At 42.2% G+C, this 21438-nt stretch carries 15 protein-coding genes; 4 read left to right on the forward strand and 11 right to left on the reverse strand.

Annotated features, from left to right (window positions below; all coding sequences use genetic code 11):
• Window positions 1–77: 77 nt before the first annotated feature.
• The 3 genes from HNW13_RS13075 to HNW13_RS13085 all read right to left on the reverse strand — a co-directional run bounded on the left by HNW13_RS13075 (window position 78) and on the right by HNW13_RS13085 (window position 5972).
• Window positions 78–3776 (reverse strand): SbcC/MukB-like Walker B domain-containing protein, encoded by a 3699-nt coding sequence (locus tag HNW13_RS13075; RefSeq protein ID WP_192115940.1) that lies wholly within the window; start codon window positions 3774–3776, stop codon window positions 78–80.
• Window positions 3776–5104, reverse strand: a complete 1329-nt coding sequence (gene sbcD / locus HNW13_RS13080; protein ID WP_192115941.1) for an exonuclease subunit SbcD — start codon at window positions 5102–5104, stop codon at window positions 3776–3778. The genes HNW13_RS13075 and sbcD overlap by 1 nt, the downstream gene beginning before the upstream one ends.
• A 106-nt stretch (window positions 5105–5210) precedes the next feature.
• Complete coding sequence (locus tag HNW13_RS13085) at window positions 5211–5972, reverse strand: TSUP family transporter (RefSeq protein WP_192115942.1); 762 nt, start codon at window positions 5970–5972, stop codon at window positions 5211–5213.
• A 297-nt stretch (window positions 5973–6269) separates the two neighbouring features.
• Between HNW13_RS13085 and HNW13_RS13090 the strand changes: the two genes are divergently transcribed.
• Both HNW13_RS13090 and HNW13_RS13095 read left to right on the forward strand, forming a co-directional pair.
• On the forward strand, window positions 6270–6947 hold the full coding sequence (locus tag HNW13_RS13090) for an SDR family NAD(P)-dependent oxidoreductase (protein ID WP_162022793.1): 678 nt from the start codon (window positions 6270–6272) through the stop codon (window positions 6945–6947).
• A gap of 401 nt (window positions 6948–7348) precedes the next feature.
• Window positions 7349–7552 carry a hypothetical protein gene (locus tag HNW13_RS13095; protein WP_101088078.1) on the forward strand — a complete coding sequence of 68 codons (204 nt, stop codon included), beginning with the start codon at window positions 7349–7351 and terminating at the stop codon, window positions 7550–7552.
• A 108-nt stretch (window positions 7553–7660) separates the two neighbouring features.
• Here HNW13_RS13095 and HNW13_RS13100 read toward each other — a convergent pair whose 3' ends face one another.
• From HNW13_RS13100 to HNW13_RS13135, 8 genes are all read right to left on the reverse strand, one after another.
• Window positions 7661–8047, reverse strand: a complete 387-nt coding sequence (locus HNW13_RS13100; protein WP_162022792.1) for a ribonuclease E inhibitor RraB — start codon at window positions 8045–8047, stop codon at window positions 7661–7663.
• A 10-nt stretch (window positions 8048–8057) separates the two neighbouring features.
• On the reverse strand, window positions 8058–8291 hold the full coding sequence (locus tag HNW13_RS13105; protein WP_101088074.1) for an RNA-binding S4 domain-containing protein: 234 nt from the start codon (window positions 8289–8291) through the stop codon (window positions 8058–8060).
• 50 nt (window positions 8292–8341) lie between these two features.
• A complete protein-coding gene (locus HNW13_RS13110; protein ID WP_192115943.1) occupies window positions 8342–9148 on the reverse strand; it encodes an SDR family oxidoreductase in 807 nt (268 codons plus the stop codon).
• A 27-nt stretch (window positions 9149–9175) separates the two neighbouring features.
• A complete protein-coding gene (locus tag HNW13_RS13115) occupies window positions 9176–10378 on the reverse strand; it encodes an HD-GYP domain-containing protein (RefSeq protein WP_192115944.1) in 1203 nt (400 codons plus the stop codon).
• Between the two features lie 156 nt (window positions 10379–10534).
• Complete coding sequence (locus tag HNW13_RS13120) at window positions 10535–11056, reverse strand: DUF2919 domain-containing protein (RefSeq protein WP_101088068.1); 522 nt, start codon at window positions 11054–11056, stop codon at window positions 10535–10537.
• A gap of 54 nt (window positions 11057–11110) precedes the next feature.
• On the reverse strand, window positions 11111–13123 hold the full coding sequence (gene ligA, locus HNW13_RS13125; RefSeq protein WP_192115945.1) for an NAD-dependent DNA ligase LigA: 2013 nt from the start codon (window positions 13121–13123) through the stop codon (window positions 11111–11113).
• A 101-nt stretch (window positions 13124–13224) separates the two neighbouring features.
• Window positions 13225–14289, reverse strand: coding sequence for a cell division protein ZipA (gene zipA / locus HNW13_RS13130; RefSeq protein ID WP_192115946.1), 1065 nt, complete (start codon window positions 14287–14289; stop codon window positions 13225–13227).
• A 21-nt stretch (window positions 14290–14310) separates the two neighbouring features.
• Window positions 14311–17745 (reverse strand): chromosome segregation protein SMC, encoded by a 3435-nt coding sequence (locus tag HNW13_RS13135; protein WP_192115947.1) that lies wholly within the window; start codon window positions 17743–17745, stop codon window positions 14311–14313.
• A 160-nt stretch (window positions 17746–17905) separates the two neighbouring features.
• Between HNW13_RS13135 and cysZ the strand changes: the two genes are divergently transcribed.
• On the forward strand, window positions 17906–18679 hold the full coding sequence (gene cysZ, locus HNW13_RS13140; protein ID WP_101088060.1) for a sulfate transporter CysZ: 774 nt from the start codon (window positions 17906–17908) through the stop codon (window positions 18677–18679).
• 262 nt (window positions 18680–18941) lie between these two features.
• Window positions 18942–21326 (forward strand): DUF5916 domain-containing protein, encoded by a 2385-nt coding sequence (locus HNW13_RS13145; protein ID WP_243756297.1) that lies wholly within the window; start codon window positions 18942–18944, stop codon window positions 21324–21326.
• Window positions 21327–21438: the final 112 nt, after the last annotated feature.

Below are 21438 nucleotides of genomic sequence, written 5' to 3' on the forward strand. Positions count from 1 at the left end.
TTTTACAAATATAAAATGATATTTAATTAATAATTAATTTGAACTCGATTACAGTAATCATGGGAGTTTGAGGCAGATCAAGACCCACTTACAGCAAACTCACCCTGCAATTTACTGATACCAAGACCGTTCATTTTAGTCACTTTTATCTGTACGTCGATCCGCTCTTTCATGGCTTCAATATGGCTAATGACACCAATCATTTTGCCCGAAGCATTTAAATTATCTAATGCGTCTAAAGCGGTATCTAATGTTTGGCTATCCAACGTACCAAAGCCTTCATCTAAAAACAGTGAGTCAATGCTCGTTTTATGACTAACAAGGTCAGATAATGCGAGCGCAAGGGCTAAGCTCACTAAAAAGCTTTCACCACCCGACAAGGTTCGGGTGTCTCGCACTGCATCACCTTGCCAGGTATCGAGTACTTGTAGCTCTAAATCAACCGACTCTTTGCGTTCAAGTAAGTACCGGCCTTGCAAACGTTCTAGCTGCCTGTTCGCCAATGCCACTAAATGGTCTAAAGTAAGCCCTTGAGCAAACTTACGGAACTTATCGCCCTTTTGTGAGCCAATTAACGAATGCAGGTACGCAAGATCGTCGTAATCTTGTTGCATTTGAGCTTGTTCCGCTAGCAGTTGCTGTTGCCCTGCCCGCTTATTGGTATCTTGCTCCAACTCATGGCTTAAGCGCCACAGTGTTTGCTTGTCTTGTTGGTGCTTAGCTTCAATCGTTTGATGTTGCAGCATTATATCGCCGTGTTGAGCAATATCGTATCCGTGTTGCTCTGCCAGCTGCGCTAAATCCGTTTGTTTTGTTAAGGCTTGCTCAACTAACGTATTGGCTTTGACAATGTCGTTATCAAGTTGCAGTTTTAATTGCTGTAAGGTGTGACGCTCTTGTGGCGTCAATAAGGCTTGCTCAAATGACTGTTGATCTGTAAATGGACTTGATTGTAATGCCACTTGCCATTTGGCCTGCATCTGCTGTAACTCTTGATTCGCCTTGGTGACTTGCTGCGTTGTCGATTGCAGCTGCGCTTGTAAGCCAGCAAAATGTTTATCCGCCGTTTGCAATTGTTGTTGAATTAAGACAAATACCTGCTGAGCTTGATCTACTGCGTGTTGGCTAAGCAGCTTTTCATCTTCAACCACTTTCTCTGCAAACACGACTTTACGCTTTGCGAGTACCGAATCGAGTTGCTCGTTAAGCGTAACCACTTGCGCAGTCACTTCCGCTAGCTTGGTTGCTATTTCAGAGGTGTGTAGATTGTTTGCGGTGAGTTTTTCTGCGGTGACACTGAGCTGCTGTTGGTTATCGATAGCCTGCTGCTGCGCTTCAATCCAACGTTCAAGTTGTTGTTGTAAGTGATGAAGCCAAGCGTCGGCATTATCTAGTGTCGGCGGCGTTAACCCTGTGGCAATAATGTGTGCATCCAGTGCGCTACTCAGTTGCTGTAGTTGCTTGTTAACAGATTCAATTTGCTGCTGCTGACTCACTAAACCTTGGGATAAATTATCAAGCTGTTGTTGCAATAATCCATGCTGATTAACCAACACTGCCAACGCTTGTTCTGCTTGGGTAGCATTGTGCTGATGTTGATGTAAGGTTTTTTGGCATTGGTTGAGCTGACTTATCGTTTGGGCAAGTTGCTGCTGTTTGGCTTCTGACTGGGCAATATAATCAGTTAGCTTATGTTGTTGCTGCTCATGTAATTCAAGCGTTACCGCAAGCGCCTGAGTGTGTTGTTGCCACTGTTGCTCAGTTAATTGTAATTCAGTTTGCGCTAGGCTCAATTGCTTGAGCGAATTGTCATAGTTAACTTGCAACGCCGTTTGTTGATTTTTAAGCTGCTCACCTTGCTGTTTAATCGCATCAAGTTCAATTTGTAGTTGCTGCATTCTTTGCTCGGTAACAGACACATTCAATGCTTCATAACGCTCAACTAACGGGTGCTCTGTCGAACCACACAATGCACAAGGCTCACCGGCTTTAAGCTTGGCACGCTCTAAGGTTAAATTGGCTATTTGCTGTTCTTGCTGCAATATGGTTTGCAGATCTTTTACTTGCTGATTTTTTTCACTCCACTGGGTTCTTACCTGCGAAAGTGAATGCGCTAAAGCCTGTAAATCAGTGTTAAATTGCACCGATTGACTGCTTAATTGCTGGCATTGTTGCTGCTGACGCACATAGTGACTAAATAGCTGGGTTAACTGATAACGCCCAGCTTGCTGCTCGACCAGTTGTTGGTAGACATGATTAATCTGACTTTCGTCTTGGCCAGCCAATAATGCCGTTATTGCTTGCTGGCTGTCGGCTTGTTGAGCCAACGCTTGGGTGACCGCCGTTTTGGCCAGTTCTATTTGTGGCGAAAGCTCAGATAACGTTGTTTGAGTTTGCTCGATATTATGTTGTTGCTGAACTCGTTGAGTGTCAAGTTGGCTCAACTGCTGGTTTAATTGCAACACTTGGCTATATTGTGTCTGCCAAGCCGCAAACTTTTTGGCCACTTCTTGGCCTTGTGGCAAACTATCAAGTTGTTGCTGTATGTCTTGCTTTGCCGACGTGAGTTGCTGTTGCAACGCCATCAACTGTTGCTGTTGCTCAATCGTTTTGTGTTGTTGCTCAGCCGTTTGCTGATGGCTTAATCTGACCTGAGACAACTGATAGTTCAATTGGCTAATGTGTTGGTCTAACGGCAACACCTGTTTGTCGATAAGATTAAGCAAATCTTTGTGTGCTTGATTGGTTTTATCAACGCCTTGCTCAGCTTGCGTTTGCTTGTGGGTGTGCTGTTGCAGTGTTTGTTCAGCTACACCAACCTGTTCCGTTAACTGTTCAATCTGTTCCGATAATACTCGGGTGCTTAACTGGGCTTTTTGTTGCTGTTCAAATAGAGGCTGGATTTGCTGTGCTGGCTCACTATGTTCAAGTCGAGTTAGTTCATCGCTATGTTGCTGTACGCGAGACAGTGCTAGTTGCTGTTGAGCCTGAACGTTAACTAATGTCTGCTGCGATTGCTCAGTATTGTCCGCCCAGGTAATAAATTGGCTTAATTGAGCTAATTGCTGTTGATCGATCACAAGCGCCTGATTGAGTTGTTCAATCTGTAGTTGCTGCGCCACAACTTGTTGTTGATCAAATAACTCAACACTGCCAAGCTTAGCTTCAAGCACTTTTAGGTTAGTTTTGGCATCAGAAAAATGCTGATGCACTCGCGCTGAAATTAAGCTGTAAATTTCAGTACCCGTTAGCTCTTCCAATAGTTCTGCGCGCTCATTGGCTTCGGCATTTAAAAAAGCGGCAAACTGGCCTTGTGACAACATCATCGACTTAGTGAAACGAGCAAAGTCGAGTCCGGTGATTTCTTCAATTAATTCGGTTTTACGTTTTATCTGACTGGCAAGGATTTTACCGTCACTGAGTTTAGCCAATTCGACTTGCGCATCTTGTAAATTGCCATCGGCTTTGTCGCGCGAACGACGCTGACTCCAAAACGCTCGGTAAGCGACACCTTTAACTTCAAATTCAACTTCAGCTAAACATTCTGCAGTGCCACGAGTCATTAACTCGTTGGTGGTTTTAGAAATATTACTTAACCGCGGTGTACGATGGTAAAGCGCCAAACAAATCGCATCGAGAATGGTGGTTTTACCTGAGCCTGTAGGACCTGTAATAGCAAATAAACCGTTTTCAGCAAATGGCGATTGGGTGAAGTCGATTTTCCACTCATTTTTAAGTGAGTTAATATTTTTAAAGCGAAGGCTTAGAATTTTCATTATTGCTCACCCTCGGTAGCACTTTTTGTTGCAACGGCTTCTGTCGACGTTTCTTGTAACACATGGCTCGCAGCCGTTTCTTGACTGTTTCGCTCAGACTCCACTTCGGCATACACTTGGTTAAAGCGTTGCTTTATTCGTCCTAACTGTGCCTGTTGCGATTCACTCTCAAACTCTTCTTGCGACAAACGTCGCCCAAATACCTCGTCGACGCTGAGCTCAGATAAGGTTTCATTATCGAGCTGCTTAATGTGTTGCTGTCGTTGACTACGGGCACGCTTTAACTGCAATACTTCAACCGCTTTGTCTTGAGTCATGTCGGCAATGCGCGATTGCAAATCAGACAAATAATCTTGTTGTGACACCTCAATGCTCAACCAAGTCGTTTTTGCGGATTCTGCTTGCAAAGCAAATGCGCTTATCTGCTTCTCAATGCTATCTAAGTCGCCTTTTAACACCTGCATCGGCTGGAAAACTGGCACCATTAATGCTGTGATTTGAGATAATTTGGCATCACTAAATTCGACCAAAAACACCGATTTATTAGTGGCATTATCTGCCGCGAGTTCATCAAAACTTAACGCTATCGGTGAACCGCTGTAACGAATATGTTCAGATTTCGCCACCACTTGGGGGCGATGAATATGACCTAATGCAATGTAGTCTGCGGCAGGAAACAGCGCTGCATTAAAGGCATCTAAACTGCCAATATAGATATCACGCACGGATTCTGAAGTACTTGCACCCACTGTGGTTAAATGACCTGTCGCAATAATGGGTACTGGCGTAGTAAATGTATTATTGAGTTGTTCAGCTTGCTCAAAACAGCGCTGATACAACTCGCTAATGGCATCACCCAATTTACGTTGTTTATCAATTGATGACTCACCTGATTCACTTAGCACCACATCACGCGGGCGTAAAAAGGGTAAACCACATAAAATAGCACCCACTTCACCTTGGCGATTTTTGAGGGTAAATACATGCTCTTCAACATGCTCGAATGCACCTGGAATAACCACAGTATTTAGGCAAGCAAGGAGATTTTTAGATTCATTCAACGTCGACACAGAGTCGTGATTACCGCCCAATAAAATTAGCTGGCAACCTGTTTGTTGAATTTGAACAATAAATTGATTGTATAGCGTACGGGCATAACTTGGCGGTGTGCCAGTATCGAAAATATCGCCCGCAACAATAAGCGCATCAACTTGGTGGATGTTGATTTGCTCAAGTAACCACTGCATAAAGGCCTGGTGCTCAGCTGCGCGACTTTTACCATAAAAATATTGGCCAAGATGCCAATCTGATGTGTGAATAATGCGCATAACATCCCTTCAATAAAAACAAACACGTACACCACATAATGCTGGCGTTAATAAACCCAAATTATCGCTACTATGATCACATGTACCGCGATCACATGTACTGCTATCACATGTATTGCGACCACAATAATTTGCCGCTCATGCCCAATGACATCACTACCACCAAAGGTTTAATGATTTTAACGCCTTTAGTCACCACTAAACGTGAACCTAACGTAGCACCAATTGCTTGGCCTACCAGCATAATTAATCCCAATACCACTGCGACTTGACCACCGATTAAAAAGAAAATTAACGACGCAATGTTAGTGGCAAAATTGAGTAGCTTTGCATGCGCGGTTGCCTTGGCCAAACCAAAACCAGCCAATGAAACAAATGCTAAAGCAAAAAAACTGCCGGTGCCTGGGCCAAAGAAACCATCATATAAGCCAACGCCCAATGCGGCAGTAAAAGCAAACACACTTGGGGTGAGGACTTGTTGGCGATCTTGTTCATTTATTTTTTTAGAGAATAAAAAATAACAACCAATGGCCAAAATCAAAAATGGCAGCACCACTTCTAATAATTTAGCATCGATCATTTGTACTAATATTGTGCCAATTGATGCACCAATAAAAGCGCATATCAACGACAGTTTGATACTGCGTAAATCGACCATCCCTTTACGTACAAAATATAAGCTCGCAAAAAAGCTGCCACCGCACGCTTGCAGCTTATTGGTACCCAATGCTGCTGCTGGAGGTAACCCTGCCCACATTAATGCGGGAATGGTCAGTAAGCCTCCGCCGCCAGCAATCGAGTCGATAAACCCCGCAACCAGAGCAACAAAAAATAAAATAACCGCGAGTTGGAGCGTGAGTTCAAGCATGGGGAGTCTCGTTATTAGGAATAGCGTGAAGTCGGCTGACATAATATAAGGCGTTATTAGACAATCTTTATCGTCAAAATACAAAGCGTTCTGTGTAATTTATTCCGCTTTACCCAACTAATTTCAGCTTGGGCTAATAAACACTGACCAAATAACGTATTACCCATTAATAAGCTTATATTGACTTAAACATCAGAATTGAAAATCGATTTGAGAAATGAACTACAACCGCTTTGCGCTTCACTTAGGCATTGTTATAGTAGTCGGCCTAGTAAATATTGAGCTGAAGGTTTTATTATGATTGTTATTACCGGCGCAAGTAGCGGCTTAGGTGCTGCACTAACACAACTGTATGCTGCAGAAAATCAACCGTTATTGGTGACAGGTCGCAGTGAGCAAAAATTAGCAGGTGTAATGGCTGATCTAACTCAACCAGAGCAAGCTAACGTACAAACTCACACAGCAGACTTGTGTGTGGCCGAAGATGTCAGTGCATTATTTTCGCGTTTATCAGCGCCGCCAAGCAAGGTTATTCATTGTGCTGGTAGTGGTTATTTTGGCCCTATCGAACAACAAGTACCTGAAGCGATTAATCAGTTAATACACAACAATCTCACTTCAAGCATTCTAGTGCTGCGTGAACTTATTAGTCGCTATCGTGATCACAACGTTACTGTAGTAGTCGTGATGTCGACCGCTGCGCAAGCTGGCAAAGCAAATGAGTCGACTTACTGTGCCGTAAAATGGGCCATAAAGGGATTGGTAAAATCGTTACGATTAGAATTGAAAGGCAGCCCGATGAAATTGATTGCGGTATATCCAGGAGGAATGGCAACGGACTTTTGGCAAACCAGTGGCAAAGACATTAATACATCAAGCTTTATGACGGCAACAGAAGCCGCCACCATGCTCAAGCAAGCCTTAATAGCGACAGAACATGGATATGTCTCTGATATCACCATTAACCGAGGTTAATATTCCATAAATTAGTTAACCTAAAATAGAACGAACAGTTTATTATCTCATCCTAGTTGTTTGTGATTTTCTTGAGTTCGTTTTTTTCTTGAGTTTGAATTTATTTGGATAAAAACGGTTTGGTTGACCAGTACCAGCAATATATCCACCCAGCAGGGGCAAAAATGAGATTTAACACAAGAGCGTAAAAACCCACCAAGGGTAAATTTGTGGTTTTCCCCTTGGCAAATCTTAAGGTGAAGAACACCACAACTAAGGTTAAAACGAAAATAATTTGGCCAATCAATGTGCCATTTAACTCCATGATTACACCCTTTAACCATCAAACCCGTTATGCTGAAATAGCAACGACGCTAAGCTGATGATACATCTCATATTAGATTATTGATAAGGCTACTACAATGTGTAAAAAAATCATCGTAATACTGATATCGTTTAGCTTTATTCTATCTTTGTCCGCCTGTGCTGAATTAAAACAGACTGGCAAAGAAATCGGTCACACCACAAAAAAAGTGACCACCGCTATCGGTCACGGGACGCGCGATACCGTTAAAGCTATTGGACATGAAACCAAAGAAGTCATTAATGAGATAAAAGAAGACTAAACCACGTCGCTTTGTATAATCAAAAAGCCGTTAATGCTGGGCATTAACGGCTTTTGTTCAATTGAATAATTCAATCTATAGTGAAGACTATGTTAGTTGCTGGCAATGTTAGTGCTTACAATGCTCAGTGTGAACATGGTCATCATCTGCAAATTCATTATCGCTGGCTTGGTTTTGCATCACGCCCCAACCATCAGAAATACCGTCAAACTCTTTGGCAAAGTTATTTAACTCAGTTTCTTTAGCCACAAGCGTTGCGTATTCAGGTACCATTTGTAGGCAAACAATCACTTCCCACTTGGTGCTTTCTTCATCAAAGTTAAGCTCAAGCTCACCTTGGAGGTCTTTTTGGCTTAATGCTTCTAAGGCTGACTCGGCATCACGTTGATCGTCAAACACCAAGAAGAAATCTACTTCTATTGATTGAGTAAGGTCAATACCGGCATCTGCCATTGCAGCCAACATTTGGCCATTATCATCTTCTGGGAATTGCATTTATCAATCCTTACTGTGCAGGAACAATTTCAATTGTAGCGCCATTGAACGAAACGACATCGCCAACAACACACTTTTTACGTTTACGAGTATCAACTTCACCGTTGACGGTAACTTGACCTTCGGTAATGACATGCTTTGCTTCGCCACCACCGTTCACTAGACCGAGTACTTTGAGTACTTTGTACAGTTCTACGAATTCATCACCTTGAAGTAATGCAAACGCTTGAGTTTGAGTCGTCACAATAATCGCCTTTTAATCAAAATATTCTGGCTATTATAGCCTATGCCAGTTTAGCAAGCATCAAGCATTTTGAATGGATTATTAAACGCATATGTAAACCCTAACTGATGACAGATTAACTGCCCATCGATAGTTTTATTGGGTTGTTGTTGTTGATTAAATTCTGGCGCACTTAACCCAAGATGTTCAGCGGCAGCAACATAAAACTCACCACGAGTAGGATGAGCGTTTGCAGCAAGATTATAAATAGCTAAAGTATCGTTGCGAGAAAGAATTAAGCTAACAGCAGCAACACAGTCATCTAAATGCACCAGATTAACCGCAACATTGGCGCCGCTGACATCCATTTTTCCGGCAAAAAAACGTCCGGGATGTCGCTTAGGTCCAACCAAGCCTGAAAATCGTACAACACAGCTGTTTTTCATAGCTGAAAACATCGCTTCTGCTTGTAATAATGTACCACTGGTATCATTAAAAGCAGCAGCATCTTGTTCGGTTACAGTTTGATCTAGCGAAGGATAAACCCCAGTCGTACTGATGAAAATAATTTTTTGATATTGGCGTTCACCCATCAAGTTTATTAACTGAGTTAAATAGCCAAGGTAATCAGTTTCGCCTCGTCTAAGTCCCGGTGGTATGTTAATCACGATAGCGTCTGCATCGAATAAAGACGAGTTTTTTGCTTGGTTAGTCACATTGGCCAAATCTAACTGATAAGCATCAATACCGGCTTGCTGTAATTGGACTAAATCCTCAGGGTGACGTTTTGAAGCCTTTACCTTAATACCTTGTTTAACTAATTGTGTCGCGAGCGGCAAACCGAACCAACCACATCCGATAATAGTAACTGTATTCATGTATTCTCGATATTACGACGTTAAATTTTAATGATTGAAGTTATTGAAGTAAAAACTAATTGGACTATTGGCTTGCAATGTTTTAATGGCACCCTCAGATAATTCGTCTAATTTCATCACTTCTTGAACTTGAACATCTTCGTTAATTAAAAAACGAAAACTAGGTTCCCCCCCACTGAGGTTACATGACCACACATGTGGCTGTTTTACATCGGCAGTTGTCATCATCACCTTAGCGATGCTTTCGTCGGTTAAGCGCACTATAGTGCCTGGAGGATAAATACCTAATATTTTAACTAAAACCGAAATTAAATTATCACTGTGTTTACTGCTGTGAGTTTTAAATAAAATACCCAGTGCAACTTGTGGCGTCTGGTATTGATGTAACAGGGTTTCATAGTCATTAGCTAATGACACTATTTGGGTGGTGGGTAAAATTTTAGCTTCGGTCAGATTATTAGGAAAACCGCTACCATCAATAAACTCATGATGATGCAACACTATGTCTAACATGGCTTCAGGAAATAATCCGGTGCGGTTAAGCATCTCGTGGCCAAAGTTAGGGTGCATTTTTAAAAAGTTAATTTCATGGTCAGTTAACTCACCACGTTTTTTACGCCGGATTGCCTCTGGGACTTTTAACTTACCAATGTCATGAAACAAGCTGCCTAATGCAATGTCACGAACCTCTTTTTTAGACAGTGATAATGTGTGAGCAATCATCATAGAGATCACCGCAACTGAAATACCATGTTGAGTCACACTAATATCTGTTTCACCACTGCCCACTAACGTTAAATGAGGGGTTTCACTTTCATACAAATGATCGACTAAATCTTCAACTAAGGTGGCCGCTTCACGATAAGCACCTTCAGGATCGCTGACTATTTTACCAAAAACGGTTCGACTATCGTTAACCGATTTTACAAAGCGCTGTTGGCTAACTCGCATACTTTTTTTAGCCAAAGGTCGATAATCAATTTCTTGTTCAACAACCTCTTCTGGTGGCTCAATTTCAACGGGTTCATCAACTTTAGGCAGCAAATCATGGCCATCAATCACGTACACAAATGACACATCGAGACCTTTGATCATCTCGATTTGCACTTGTTGTTCAAGCTTTACTTTACTGCGAAAAAAAGGATGGCTTGTCCATGACAAAGGCAGCTTAACGGTTAACCCGATAACCATTTGCGAAACAGGTATTTGTGTTAATTCTGTTTTAGCCAAAGTACTGATCCTTTTTCACATTAGCCAAGTTATGGCCGAGATGATAATGTCATTTCTACGCTAACATTTTTGAAATAGAGCTATGTGTATCAAAGTCATACATTTTAATGCTTTTGGAAACCAATAAATAATAGTGCATTTATACCAAGTCGTACATTATTTCGTATCAGGCTTAATCTCATCATCAGATATGGTTTCGACTTGCACAGTACTATCATCAGGGGTCCAGTCGGTAAAATAGTAATATAGCCGCTTTGATTTGAAGACATAAATAACTGACCAAAACAGAAAAAGTGCATCAATCGAATAGCCAATTTTAAACAAATAGTCATCGTGCATCATACGTTGGAACAAAAATAGTCCATCAATAATGAGTAATCCCCACAAAAACCAAGCACTACGTCTAAACAAAGGTATTAATATCGGCCAGCTGCGTTTACGCTCGGCAATAATAAGTCCATAAATCAGTATCGCCCCGACACCAGCAATTAGCGCCGATACAAAATCGCTTTTTTCAGGATAAAATAACCTTACTAAACCAGCACGGTCATTAAACTGGGTTAAGGATGCAATAAAAATACACCAGCCACGGGCTAAAAAGACCAAAATCAAATACAAAAATAATGGCGGTTTTATATGACCACGATCATCTAACCAAGTAATATTACTAAAATTCACAATAAACTCTTATCGGCATGCACCAGCATAAATAAAGCAATACTAGTTTTCATGTTAGTTAGCCACATTTAATAAATCCATCAGAGCTTGTTCATCTATCACCTTAACGCCCAACTCTTCAGCTTTTGCTAATTTAGAGCCCGCTACTTCACCAGCAACAAGGCAATCAGTATTTTTCGAAACACTGCCAGCCACTTTGGCGCCCAAAGCCTGTAATTGGGCTTTGGCATCGTTACGATTAAGTTGAGTTAGCGTACCAGTTAACACCCACGTTTGCCCTTTAAGACTAAGCTGCGATTCGTCAGCTTGTTCAATAACAGGCCAAGTAATGCCGGCTTCAAGCAATTGCTCTATTACTTCAATGTTATGTGGCTGTGCAAAAAATTGTCGAATGTGTTTTGCTACAATGTCACCAACATCAGCGACTTCGAGCAGTTGTTCAACGCTAGCAGTTCGAATACGCTCAAATTCGGCAAAGTGTTGGGCTAAATTAGCGGCGGTAGCTTCGCCGACTTCGCGGATCCCAAGACTATATAAAAAACGCGCTAATGTAGTGGCTTTAGCGTGTTTAATCGCCGCGACAATATTTGTGGCTGACTTCATCGCCATGCGATCTAACATCGTGATGCTAGAAGCGGTCAGGGAAAATAAGTCTGCTGGCGTTTTGACAAGTTCTTTATCAATTAATTGCTCAACGATTTTATCGCCCATGCCATCAATATTTAATGCTTTACGGGATGCAAAATGTTTAATCGCCTCTTTACGTTGCGCTTCACAAAAAAGTCCACCACTACAACGCGCTACAGCTTCACCTTCTAAACGCTCAACAATGCTTTGACACACCGGACAATATTGCGGAAAGATAATATCTTGCGCATCATCTGGACGCTGTTCTGGCACGATAGCAACAATTTGTGGGATAACATCACCTGCGCGGCGAATAATCACTGTGTCGCCTATTTTCACTCCAAGACGGGCAATTTCATCAGCATTGTGCAAGGTCGCGTTAGACACGGTCACGCCACCGACAAATATCGGTTTGAGACGGGCAACAGGGGTAACAGCACCCGTTCGGCCAACCTGAAAGTCAACAGACTCTAACAAGGTCATTTCTTCCTGGGCTGGAAATTTATAGGCTATGGCCCATCGAGGAGCTTTAGCCACAAAACCAAGTGTTTGTTGCTTGGCAATGTCATTAACCTTTATGACGACGCCGTCGATTTCATATTCAAGCGCACTTCGTCTGGCCATAATATCGGCGTAATATGCATAGACTTTTTCTAATGAATCAGTCACTTTCACTTCGCTACTGACGGGGACACCCCATTGTTGCAGCTGTGTTAGTTGGCCATAGTGGCTTGTTTGCATCGGTTGTGACTCGCCTTCGACCACACCTAATGCATAAGCATAAAACCCAAGAGCCCTTGAAGCGGTAATTTTACTGTCTAATTGGCGCAAACTACCGGCTGCAGCGTTACGAGGATTAACAAAGACTTTGTCACCTTTGCTGATTTGACGCTGGTTTAATGCCTCAAATGCCGCTTTAGGCATAAACACTTCGCCACGGACTTCAACTAAATCTGGAAATCCTTCACCGCGTAACTTAAGAGGAATTGAACGAATAGTGCGTACATTTGCAGTAATATCTTCGCCAACGCTACCATCACCTCGCGTTGCGGCGCGTTCAAGAACGCCGAAACGATAAGTAATACTCACGGCCAAACCGTCGAGTTTAGGTTCGCAAACATAATCAACGCTATCGACTTTATCCGTTATACGCTTATTAAAAGCAGCGAAATCAGTTTGTTCAAATGCATTGTCGAGACTTAACATCGGTTTAAGGTGGGTAATTTGAGCAAATTTTTGTAATGCTATACCACCGACGCGTTGTGTCGGTGAATCTACCGATTTAAATTGCGGATAGTCACGTTCTAACTCGGTTAAGCGCTTAATTAATCTGTCGTATTCAGCATCGGGTATTGACGGAGCATCATCAACGTAATAACGAATATTATGTTGGTTAATGGTGTGAGTAAGTTGATCCATTTCAGTTTGAATAGCGTGCATTGTGGCATCCGTCATACAGGTTGTAACCGTGATTTGCTTGATAAAGTGTAAAGGTATAAAACAATTAAGGCCGCTGCTGCGGCCTTAATAAACACATCAACCTACGCCGCATTGAGTCGTCGTAAATAATCTTTTTTGGTTGCATCTGACCAAGGTTGGCGTTGTCCATCCAATAATTCAGCACCGAGATCCTCGGCAATTTGATAAGCCGAGTTAAGCATAATGGTGAAGTTCATCAATGGATCGCCATAGCCAGGTAAGGTCATAAACAACACCACACCTTGGGTGACAAATTGTTCCATATTATCCGGGTCAAATATCCCAGGCTTTAACATGTTAGCGAGTGAAAATAGCACTTTGCCAGTACCAGCATTGTCGATGTGGCGATGAAAAATATCCATATCACCAAATTTGAAATTGAGCGACAACAAACTTGGCAATAATTCTGCGCCTTGGATTTGCTCGCCTGCTTTAGCAACAATGTGCAGTACTAATACATCGGTCGGCTCTACAGGTTCATTTACTGGAGCATCTGCTTTAGGGGTAATAACCTCAGATTTAACCTCTACTTCAGCTTTAACCGCTACTTCAGGGCTAACATCCACTTTTGGCACAGCGGCTTGTACCGTTGGCTTAGTGGGTTCTGGTCTGGCGGCGACAGGTTTACCTGTGTAACTTTCTAATTTGGCTGTACTGGTTGAAGTATTGAATATCTTTTTAGGGGTATTCATTGACGTACTTGCCGTAGGAGCAGGTTTAACATCGTCTTCAACAAATAAGCTTTGTTGCGCAGGCTGTACTACTTTAGGTTGAATATGTTCTGGCTCAGTTTGGTGCGGACCAGGCTGACGCAGTGAGTCTTGTAAAGGAGTATCGGTGAGCTTAGTTGCACCTGAGTGTGGTTTTTGACTTAAATTGGTCTTTAATACAGGCTTAATGACTACATCTTCAACCTCACCGGGTTTACGTACACGCACTTTGCCAATGCCATCGGCGTCAAAACCTTCAGAGTCTCGACGTTTAGCTTGGTCTTTATAAAATCCTGCCATCGGACTTTGTTTCATAGATTTAGGTTGTTGTTTGCGAATCGACCAAAAACCGTGCACTAACACCGCAATAATTGCGATCGCGCCTAATACGAACAACACCAGTTGTAGATCTTTCATTAGATTCCCTGTCTTGCAAATTTATACCGCGTCTGCCATGGCGACGGCGGCTTCAATGTCCACTGCGACTATTCTTGAAACGCCAGGTTCATGCATAGTAACGCCAATAAGTTGATCAGCCATTTCCATTGTTATTTTATTATGACTGATATAAATAAATTGCACACTTTGTGACATTTCTTTCAGTAACCGACAAAAACGTTCGACGTTGGCGTCATCCAAAGGTGCATCTACTTCATCTAGCATACAAAAAGGTGCTGGATTCAGTCTAAAAATGGCAAAGACTAATGATAAAGCGGTTAACGCTTTTTCTCCACCACTAAGTAAATGTATGGTGCTATTCTTCTTACCTGGCGGTTGCGCCATGATGGTAACACCCGTTTCAAGCAGGTCATCACCGGTTAATGCCAAATAAGCCCTTCCCCCACCAAAAACTTTAGGAAATAGCAGCCCTAAATCATGGTTTACCGTTTCGAATGTGGCTTTAAAACGGCTTCGGGTTTCTTTATCTATCTTACGGATAGCATCTTCTAAAATCGCTAATCCTTTATTTAGGTCGTCATCTTGACTGTCTAAATAAGCTTTTCGCTCTCGTTGCGATTCAAATTCTTCAATGGCTGCAAGGTTGATAGCACCTAAACGTATAATGTTCTGTTTTACTTTTTCAAGCTGTTGCGACCAAACATCAACAGATGCATGTTCAGGTATGTCGGCAATGACCTGTTGTAGCTGAATTTGCTGTTCTTGCAGCAATTGCAGCTGCCCATTAGCCTGCCCTTTTAAGCCCTCACGACGTAACTTTAACGTGCTTATCTTTTGAGTCAAGTCTTGTAACACTACAAGCTGTTGTTTTTGCATCAATACTAAACGGTCTAAACTTGTTTGAAGCTCTGCTTGTTGAGACCGATTTTGCTGTAATTGCTGCTGTAATGCTTGTTGCTGCTCGAGTGCTTGCGCCAGTTGTATTGATAATTGACTTAAATCATGTTGACCTTGTTGTTGCTGATTGTCGAGCAACATTTGTTGTAACTGAGTCAATTGACTGACTAATTCTGTCTGTTTTTCATGTTGTTGCTTTAATTTTTGTTCACTCAATGCTTGCTGGGTAGCATGTTGTTGCACTTGTGCTTGCAGCTGTTTAACGCTATTTGCAGCATCGGTGCGAGTAACTTTGGTTTCACGCAATTTAGCTTGGCTTGTTTGCCAAGCTTGTTGAGCAACATCGTGTTGGTTCATCGCTTGCAACAATACATCTTCTTGCGTCAGCACTTGTTCTTCAAGGGCATCGACATGCATTTGTTTATCACCCATTTGCTGTTCAAGCTTGGCGATTGATTGGCTGCATTGCTGTTGCTTATCGCGTTTCTCAACGGCTTGTTGAGTTAAACTCGTCACCAAAGAGTGCAGTTTTGTCTGCTCTATTTGCAACTGATGACAGGCTTGTTGGCATTGATTCAGCTCTACCTGAGTGGTCGCGGCCCGTTGAGTTAACGATGTCAGAGATTGTTGAGACAATAGCTGTTGTTGCTCAAGTTCTATTAATTGCTGGCTTAAGCTTGCTCGCTCTTGGCTCAGTACAATAGCGGATTGCCCTGCCTGAGTATGATTGAGCACAAAACCATTGCCTATCAAGTAACCTTCTTGAGTGGCAATATATTGCTCAGGAAGCAATGTTGGTAATAACTCTTTTGCTTCACTGAGACTGGACGCCCACACAACATGTTGTAACCATGGCGTTAAATTAACTGGGGTTGTTAAAGCAGGATAGGTCACTTGATGCTGTGGCTCAAAACCCACTGTAGGCGGAGAAACGCTCAATGAAGATGTTTGCCCCAACCCTAGAACAGGTAATTGACTTAAGCCTTGTAACACTTTATCGACTGCTTTCTCCCAGCCAGGCACAACCTCAATAACTTGCCATAATTGTTGGCCATCATCTTGAGTATGATCGGCCAGCAACTCATCAATAAATTGCAATCGAGAATGATGACGAGTGACAGTTTGCTTAAGGATTTGATAAGCATCACTCGCTTCAGTGACGGCTTGTTGCTGCTCAAGTAAGGAAAGCTCAAGTTGACTGTACTGCAGCTGTTTATCATTTAGTTGTTGTTCAACATTAGCTAATTCTGCTGTGCTGTTGTGCAACTGCTGTTGGTTGTCTTGCTGAGCTAAAACAGCTAACTCTGTTTGTAATTGAGCTAAGTACTGTTCGTTTTGAACCAAACTTTGCTGTTGATGGCTGAGCGTCGATTGGCTCAGTGCCAACTGCATTTTATGAGTCGCTAAGATTTCAGCATATTGGGTTACTTGTTGCTGCTGATCATCACACGCTTCTTCGATAGCAAAAACTTGCTCATCGATTTGCTCAAGCACAATACTCGCCTGTTCATAAGCGGGTTGGTGAGTATCCAATTGCGCAACCAATTGCTGATGAGTATCGGTCATGCTGACAATATTATCGTCAGCTTGTTTGATTTGCTGTTGTAATACTTGAATTTGTTGCTGTAACTGAGAGTCTTGTTGCTGCTGATGAGCAAGCTGCTGTTCAAGCTTGGTCATGGTATTACCGGCTTGGTAATATTGCTCTACTAGCTTATGTTCAGCATCACTGAGCTCAGCCAATTGCTGTTTCAGCTGAATAACACTGGTGTCGCCCTGCTGTGCGGTTTTGGCTAACGCTTCAGATTTAAGCTCACCTTCGGCCGTTTCGGCATCAAGTCTGTCTGTTTGCTGCAACAATTGCTGATAGCGCATCACTAATAGTTGGCTATGCAACTCTCGTTCGCTATTTTTTAATTCGCGGTACTGCAGAGCAGCTTTTGCTTGTTGCGATAATTTGTCTAATTGAGCACCGAGTTCAACTCGAATATCGTTTAAACGTTCGAGGTTTTCACGGGTATGACGAATACGGTTTTCGGTTTCACGGCGACGTTCTTTATAACGCGAAATGCCTGCAGCTTCTTCAATAAACACTCTTAATTCTTGAGGTTTAGATTCGATTAAGCGTGAAATAGTACCTTGCTCGATAATGGCATAACTACGCGGCCCAAGACCCGTACCCATGAATAAGTCGGTTATGTCTTTTCGACGACATTTTTGACCATTAAGGAAATAACTTGATTCACTGTCGCGGTTAACTTGTCGCTTTACCGAGATTTCTTGATAACTGGCATATTGTCCAGTGAGCCTTCCCTGAATGTTCTCGAATACCAGTTCGACACCCGCAACAGAAATGGGTTTGCGTGCCGATGAGCCGTTAAAAATAACGTCGGTCATCGAATCACCGCGCAAATGCTTTGCCGAACTTTCGCCCAGCACCCAGCGCACGGCATCAATCACATTGGATTTTCCGCAGCCGTTAGGGCCAATAATCGCTGATAAGGCGTTATCAAATGGGATTTTAGTTGGGTCTACAAACGACTTAAATCCAGCAAGTTTTATTTGTTTTAATCTCATGTTGCCAGTTCAGGTACGCATTAAAAGGAAAAAGCAGCTCACTTTAGCAATTGAGCAGCTTTTTGTAACGATTTTTATCCTTTTGACACAGTTTATCACTTGTTTTATTGTGCTTGGCTCGTCAAAATCAACAATATAAGTCACAAAATAGGCAGTCTCAATGGTTACCAATTCAATAATCGCCAAGAAAAGTGGTGTGAATTATTTTATCCAAGGGTTTCAATTAATTAAACAACCGGGTTTGCGCTCATTTGTCTTTATACCGCTGATGATCAATTTAGTCTTATTCGCCTCAGCGATGTATTTTGCACTAGGACAATTAACAGCATTATTTACCTGGATGGATGGACAACTCCCAGAATATCTAAGCTGGTTGAATTTTTTATTATGGCCATTAGCCGTACTGACAATGCTAGTGGTAATGTCATTTTTATTCAGTTCCGTAATGAACTGGATTGCAGCGCCGTTTAATGGTTTGTTGGCCGAAAAAGTCGAGCAGCATCTCACCGGAAAAAGCTTAAACACCGGCGGTTCAGTCGATATGATCAAAGATTTGCCGCGAATTTTTGGTCGAGAATGGATTAAGCTAAAATACTATTTACCACGAGCATTATTGTTTTTAGTGTTATTTTGGTTGCCGATTATCGGCCAAACTGCAGCGCCCATTTTATGGTTTTTATTCACTGCGTGGATGATGGCAATTCAATATTGTGACTATCCATTTGATAATCATAAAGTGCCTTTTGATGATATGAAGTTCGCCCTCAAAAATACTAAAGGATCTAGTTTTAGCTTCGGTGCTACCGTGACAGTGTTTTCAATGATACCGATTGTAAACTTTATCGTTATGCCGGTAGCCATTTGTGGTGCAACCGCTATGTGGGTCGATAAATATCGTGACGCCTACAAAAATAGCAGTATTGCCCCAGATTAATCTGTAGAGAATTAATGCTTAGATGCATGGATGCATGGATGCATGGATGCTCCAACAGAGACCAGCTTAGATTACAGCGCCTCAAGACAAGCCCGATAGCGACTATCGGGCTTTTTTATTACATTCACGCAAGCTAATTTAACATTCAGTAACAATTTAGTGATGATTTTAGTACAAGTCGGACCTACGTTTTAAGGACTTTTTTGCGACAATAAGACAAATAACAAAAAATAAAAAAAGAGTAAAAGTGATCAACGACTTAATGCCAACTAGCAGCTTACCCCCAATCAACCGATTAACCCGCACCTGTGACGTTATCTTCACGTTAGCGTTGGTAATATTAAGCAGTTTATTATCTTTTGCTGCGTTTGCGGGGTCGAGCCAGCAATTTCATCTCGACATCCCGACGATCAATGAAGATATTGAGCTTGATGGCGACTTTAACGAGCCTGCATGGCAACATGCTACCGAGGTAATACTGCGTTATGAAACCTCTCCTGGAGAGAATACCGCTGCACCAGTGACAACCACAGCTAAAGTCTATGCGTCGAACACCAGCCTATATTTTGCGTTTACTGCCCACGATCCTAATCCGGACAATATTAGGGCAAATCTACGTGATCGAGACAAATCCTGGGGCGATGACATGGTGGGTATTAAACTGGATACCTTCAATAATGCTCGTTTAGCCTACCAATTTTTTATTAACCCTTATGGCGTCCAAAGTGATTCCATAGAAAATGAACTCACAGGCCAAGAAAGTGATGCGTGGGACGGGATTTGGTATAGCAAAGGTAAACTGACCAAAAACGGTTTCCAAGTTGAGGTACAACTCCCCTTAAGACTGTTTAATTTTGATGACAGTAATCCAATTCAAACTTGGGGCATTGAGCTTATTCGCTTTTATCCTCGCAATGAAACCCATCGCTTATCCACTCATAAAATCGACCGTAACGTGTCATGTCAGTTATGCCAATTAGGTATCGCATCGGGTTTAGCCGGCGCAACTCAGGGTAAAGACTTACAACTCACGCCCTCTATTGTGGCAAATCAAAGCCAGCAACGAGACGTAACACAAGCCCAACCTTGGAGAGATGACAGTAATGTCGATGTTGGATTAGATTTACGTTGGGGGATCACACCGACTACCTTACTTAACGCCACCATTAACCCAGACTTCTCTCAAGTGGAAGCCGATGCGGGTCAGCTAGATGTTAACAACACATTTGCACTCTTCTTTCCTGAAAAGCGCGCCTTTTTCTTAGATAACAAAGATTACTTTGATACCCAATTAGATTTGCTACACACCCGCAATATTAGCTCGCCAGATTATGGTTTAAAATTGACCAGCAAAACCGACAACCATACTGTTGCAATATTGGCGGCCAATGACACTCAAACCCAGTTTTTAGTCCCTGGCAATTTAAGTTCTGATGTGGCGATATTAGATCAGCAAAGTCATAACATGGCGGCTCGTTATCGATTTGACCCCAGCAGAGAGTTTTCAATCGGTGGCCTAGTGACCTTAAAACAAGCGGATGATTATCATAACTATGTTGCCAGTGTTGATATAAAGTACCAACCGACGAAACAAGATACTTTCACCGCACAGTATGCGCATTCACAAACAGCTTATCCGGACGATTTATTCACTAACTTTTGCAATACAGATGATTGTTTACAACCATCTGAACGATGCGAATTTGGTGATTGTAATATTAACGAACGCGTTTTACGTACCCATAAAGACGATAATTTTAACGACAACATGTACGCGGTTAGTTATCAACACGAACGCCGTAATTGGTATGCCAGTACTCACTATGAATCAACAGGCGATGATTTCCGTGCCGATCTTGGCTTTATCGACAAAATTGATGTCGCAAAATTTGTCGCTGGCGGTGGCTACATTTGGTATCCAGACAATCATTTCTTCAGCAAAATTAACCTCGGCGGCGATTGGGACATTACCCATAATCAAAACAATGAACGACTTGAGCAAGAAGCAGAAATGTATATCGAGTTTGACGGCGGACTTCAAAGTTTTATCGCCACAGGGATAGTGCAACGACAACGAGTGGGCAGACGCCACAACCCGAGCATTATTGATATAGAGAATAACACTAGTGAATTTAATGAAACCTTAGGTTGGTTTTACACCAACTTCACTCCTATTGGATCGCTGAAATTAGAACTAGATGTGAACTATGGTGATGACATTGATTTCGCTAATGACAGGCCTGCAACTATCACCATGTTGAACCCGGGCATCGAATGGAAATTAACGGAATCGTTAGTGCTTGATATATCACACCGCTACCAGACATTAGACGTCGATGATGGTCGTTTATTTACCGCTAATCTCAGTGATATGCGCCTCAATTGGCAGCTGACGCTAAACAGTTTTATCCGCTTAAGCAGTGTGTATACTCGCATAGAGCGCGACCCTGACTTATATCGTTACCAACGTTCAAATACACTGTATCAAGATATGGGTAATGAATTGCTCTATGGCTATAAACTTAATCCCCAAAGCGTGTTTTATCTCGGTTATTCAGACGCATTTATTGCTAATGATGACATCGACTCGTTAACCCAAGACGAAAAAACCTATTTCATGAAACTCAGTTACGCTTGGCTGCTTTAGGCATAACCAATAGGTTTACAATTAACCTTGTCGGGACAGCCATCGAGGCAAAAAAGCCGTTGATACTCAAGTATCAACGGCCTTATATTAGCTAACTCATCAGATGAAGTAA

It is taken from the genome of Shewanella sp. BF02_Schw (assembly GCF_014596695.2).
Taxonomy (GTDB): domain Bacteria; phylum Pseudomonadota; class Gammaproteobacteria; order Enterobacterales; family Shewanellaceae; genus Shewanella.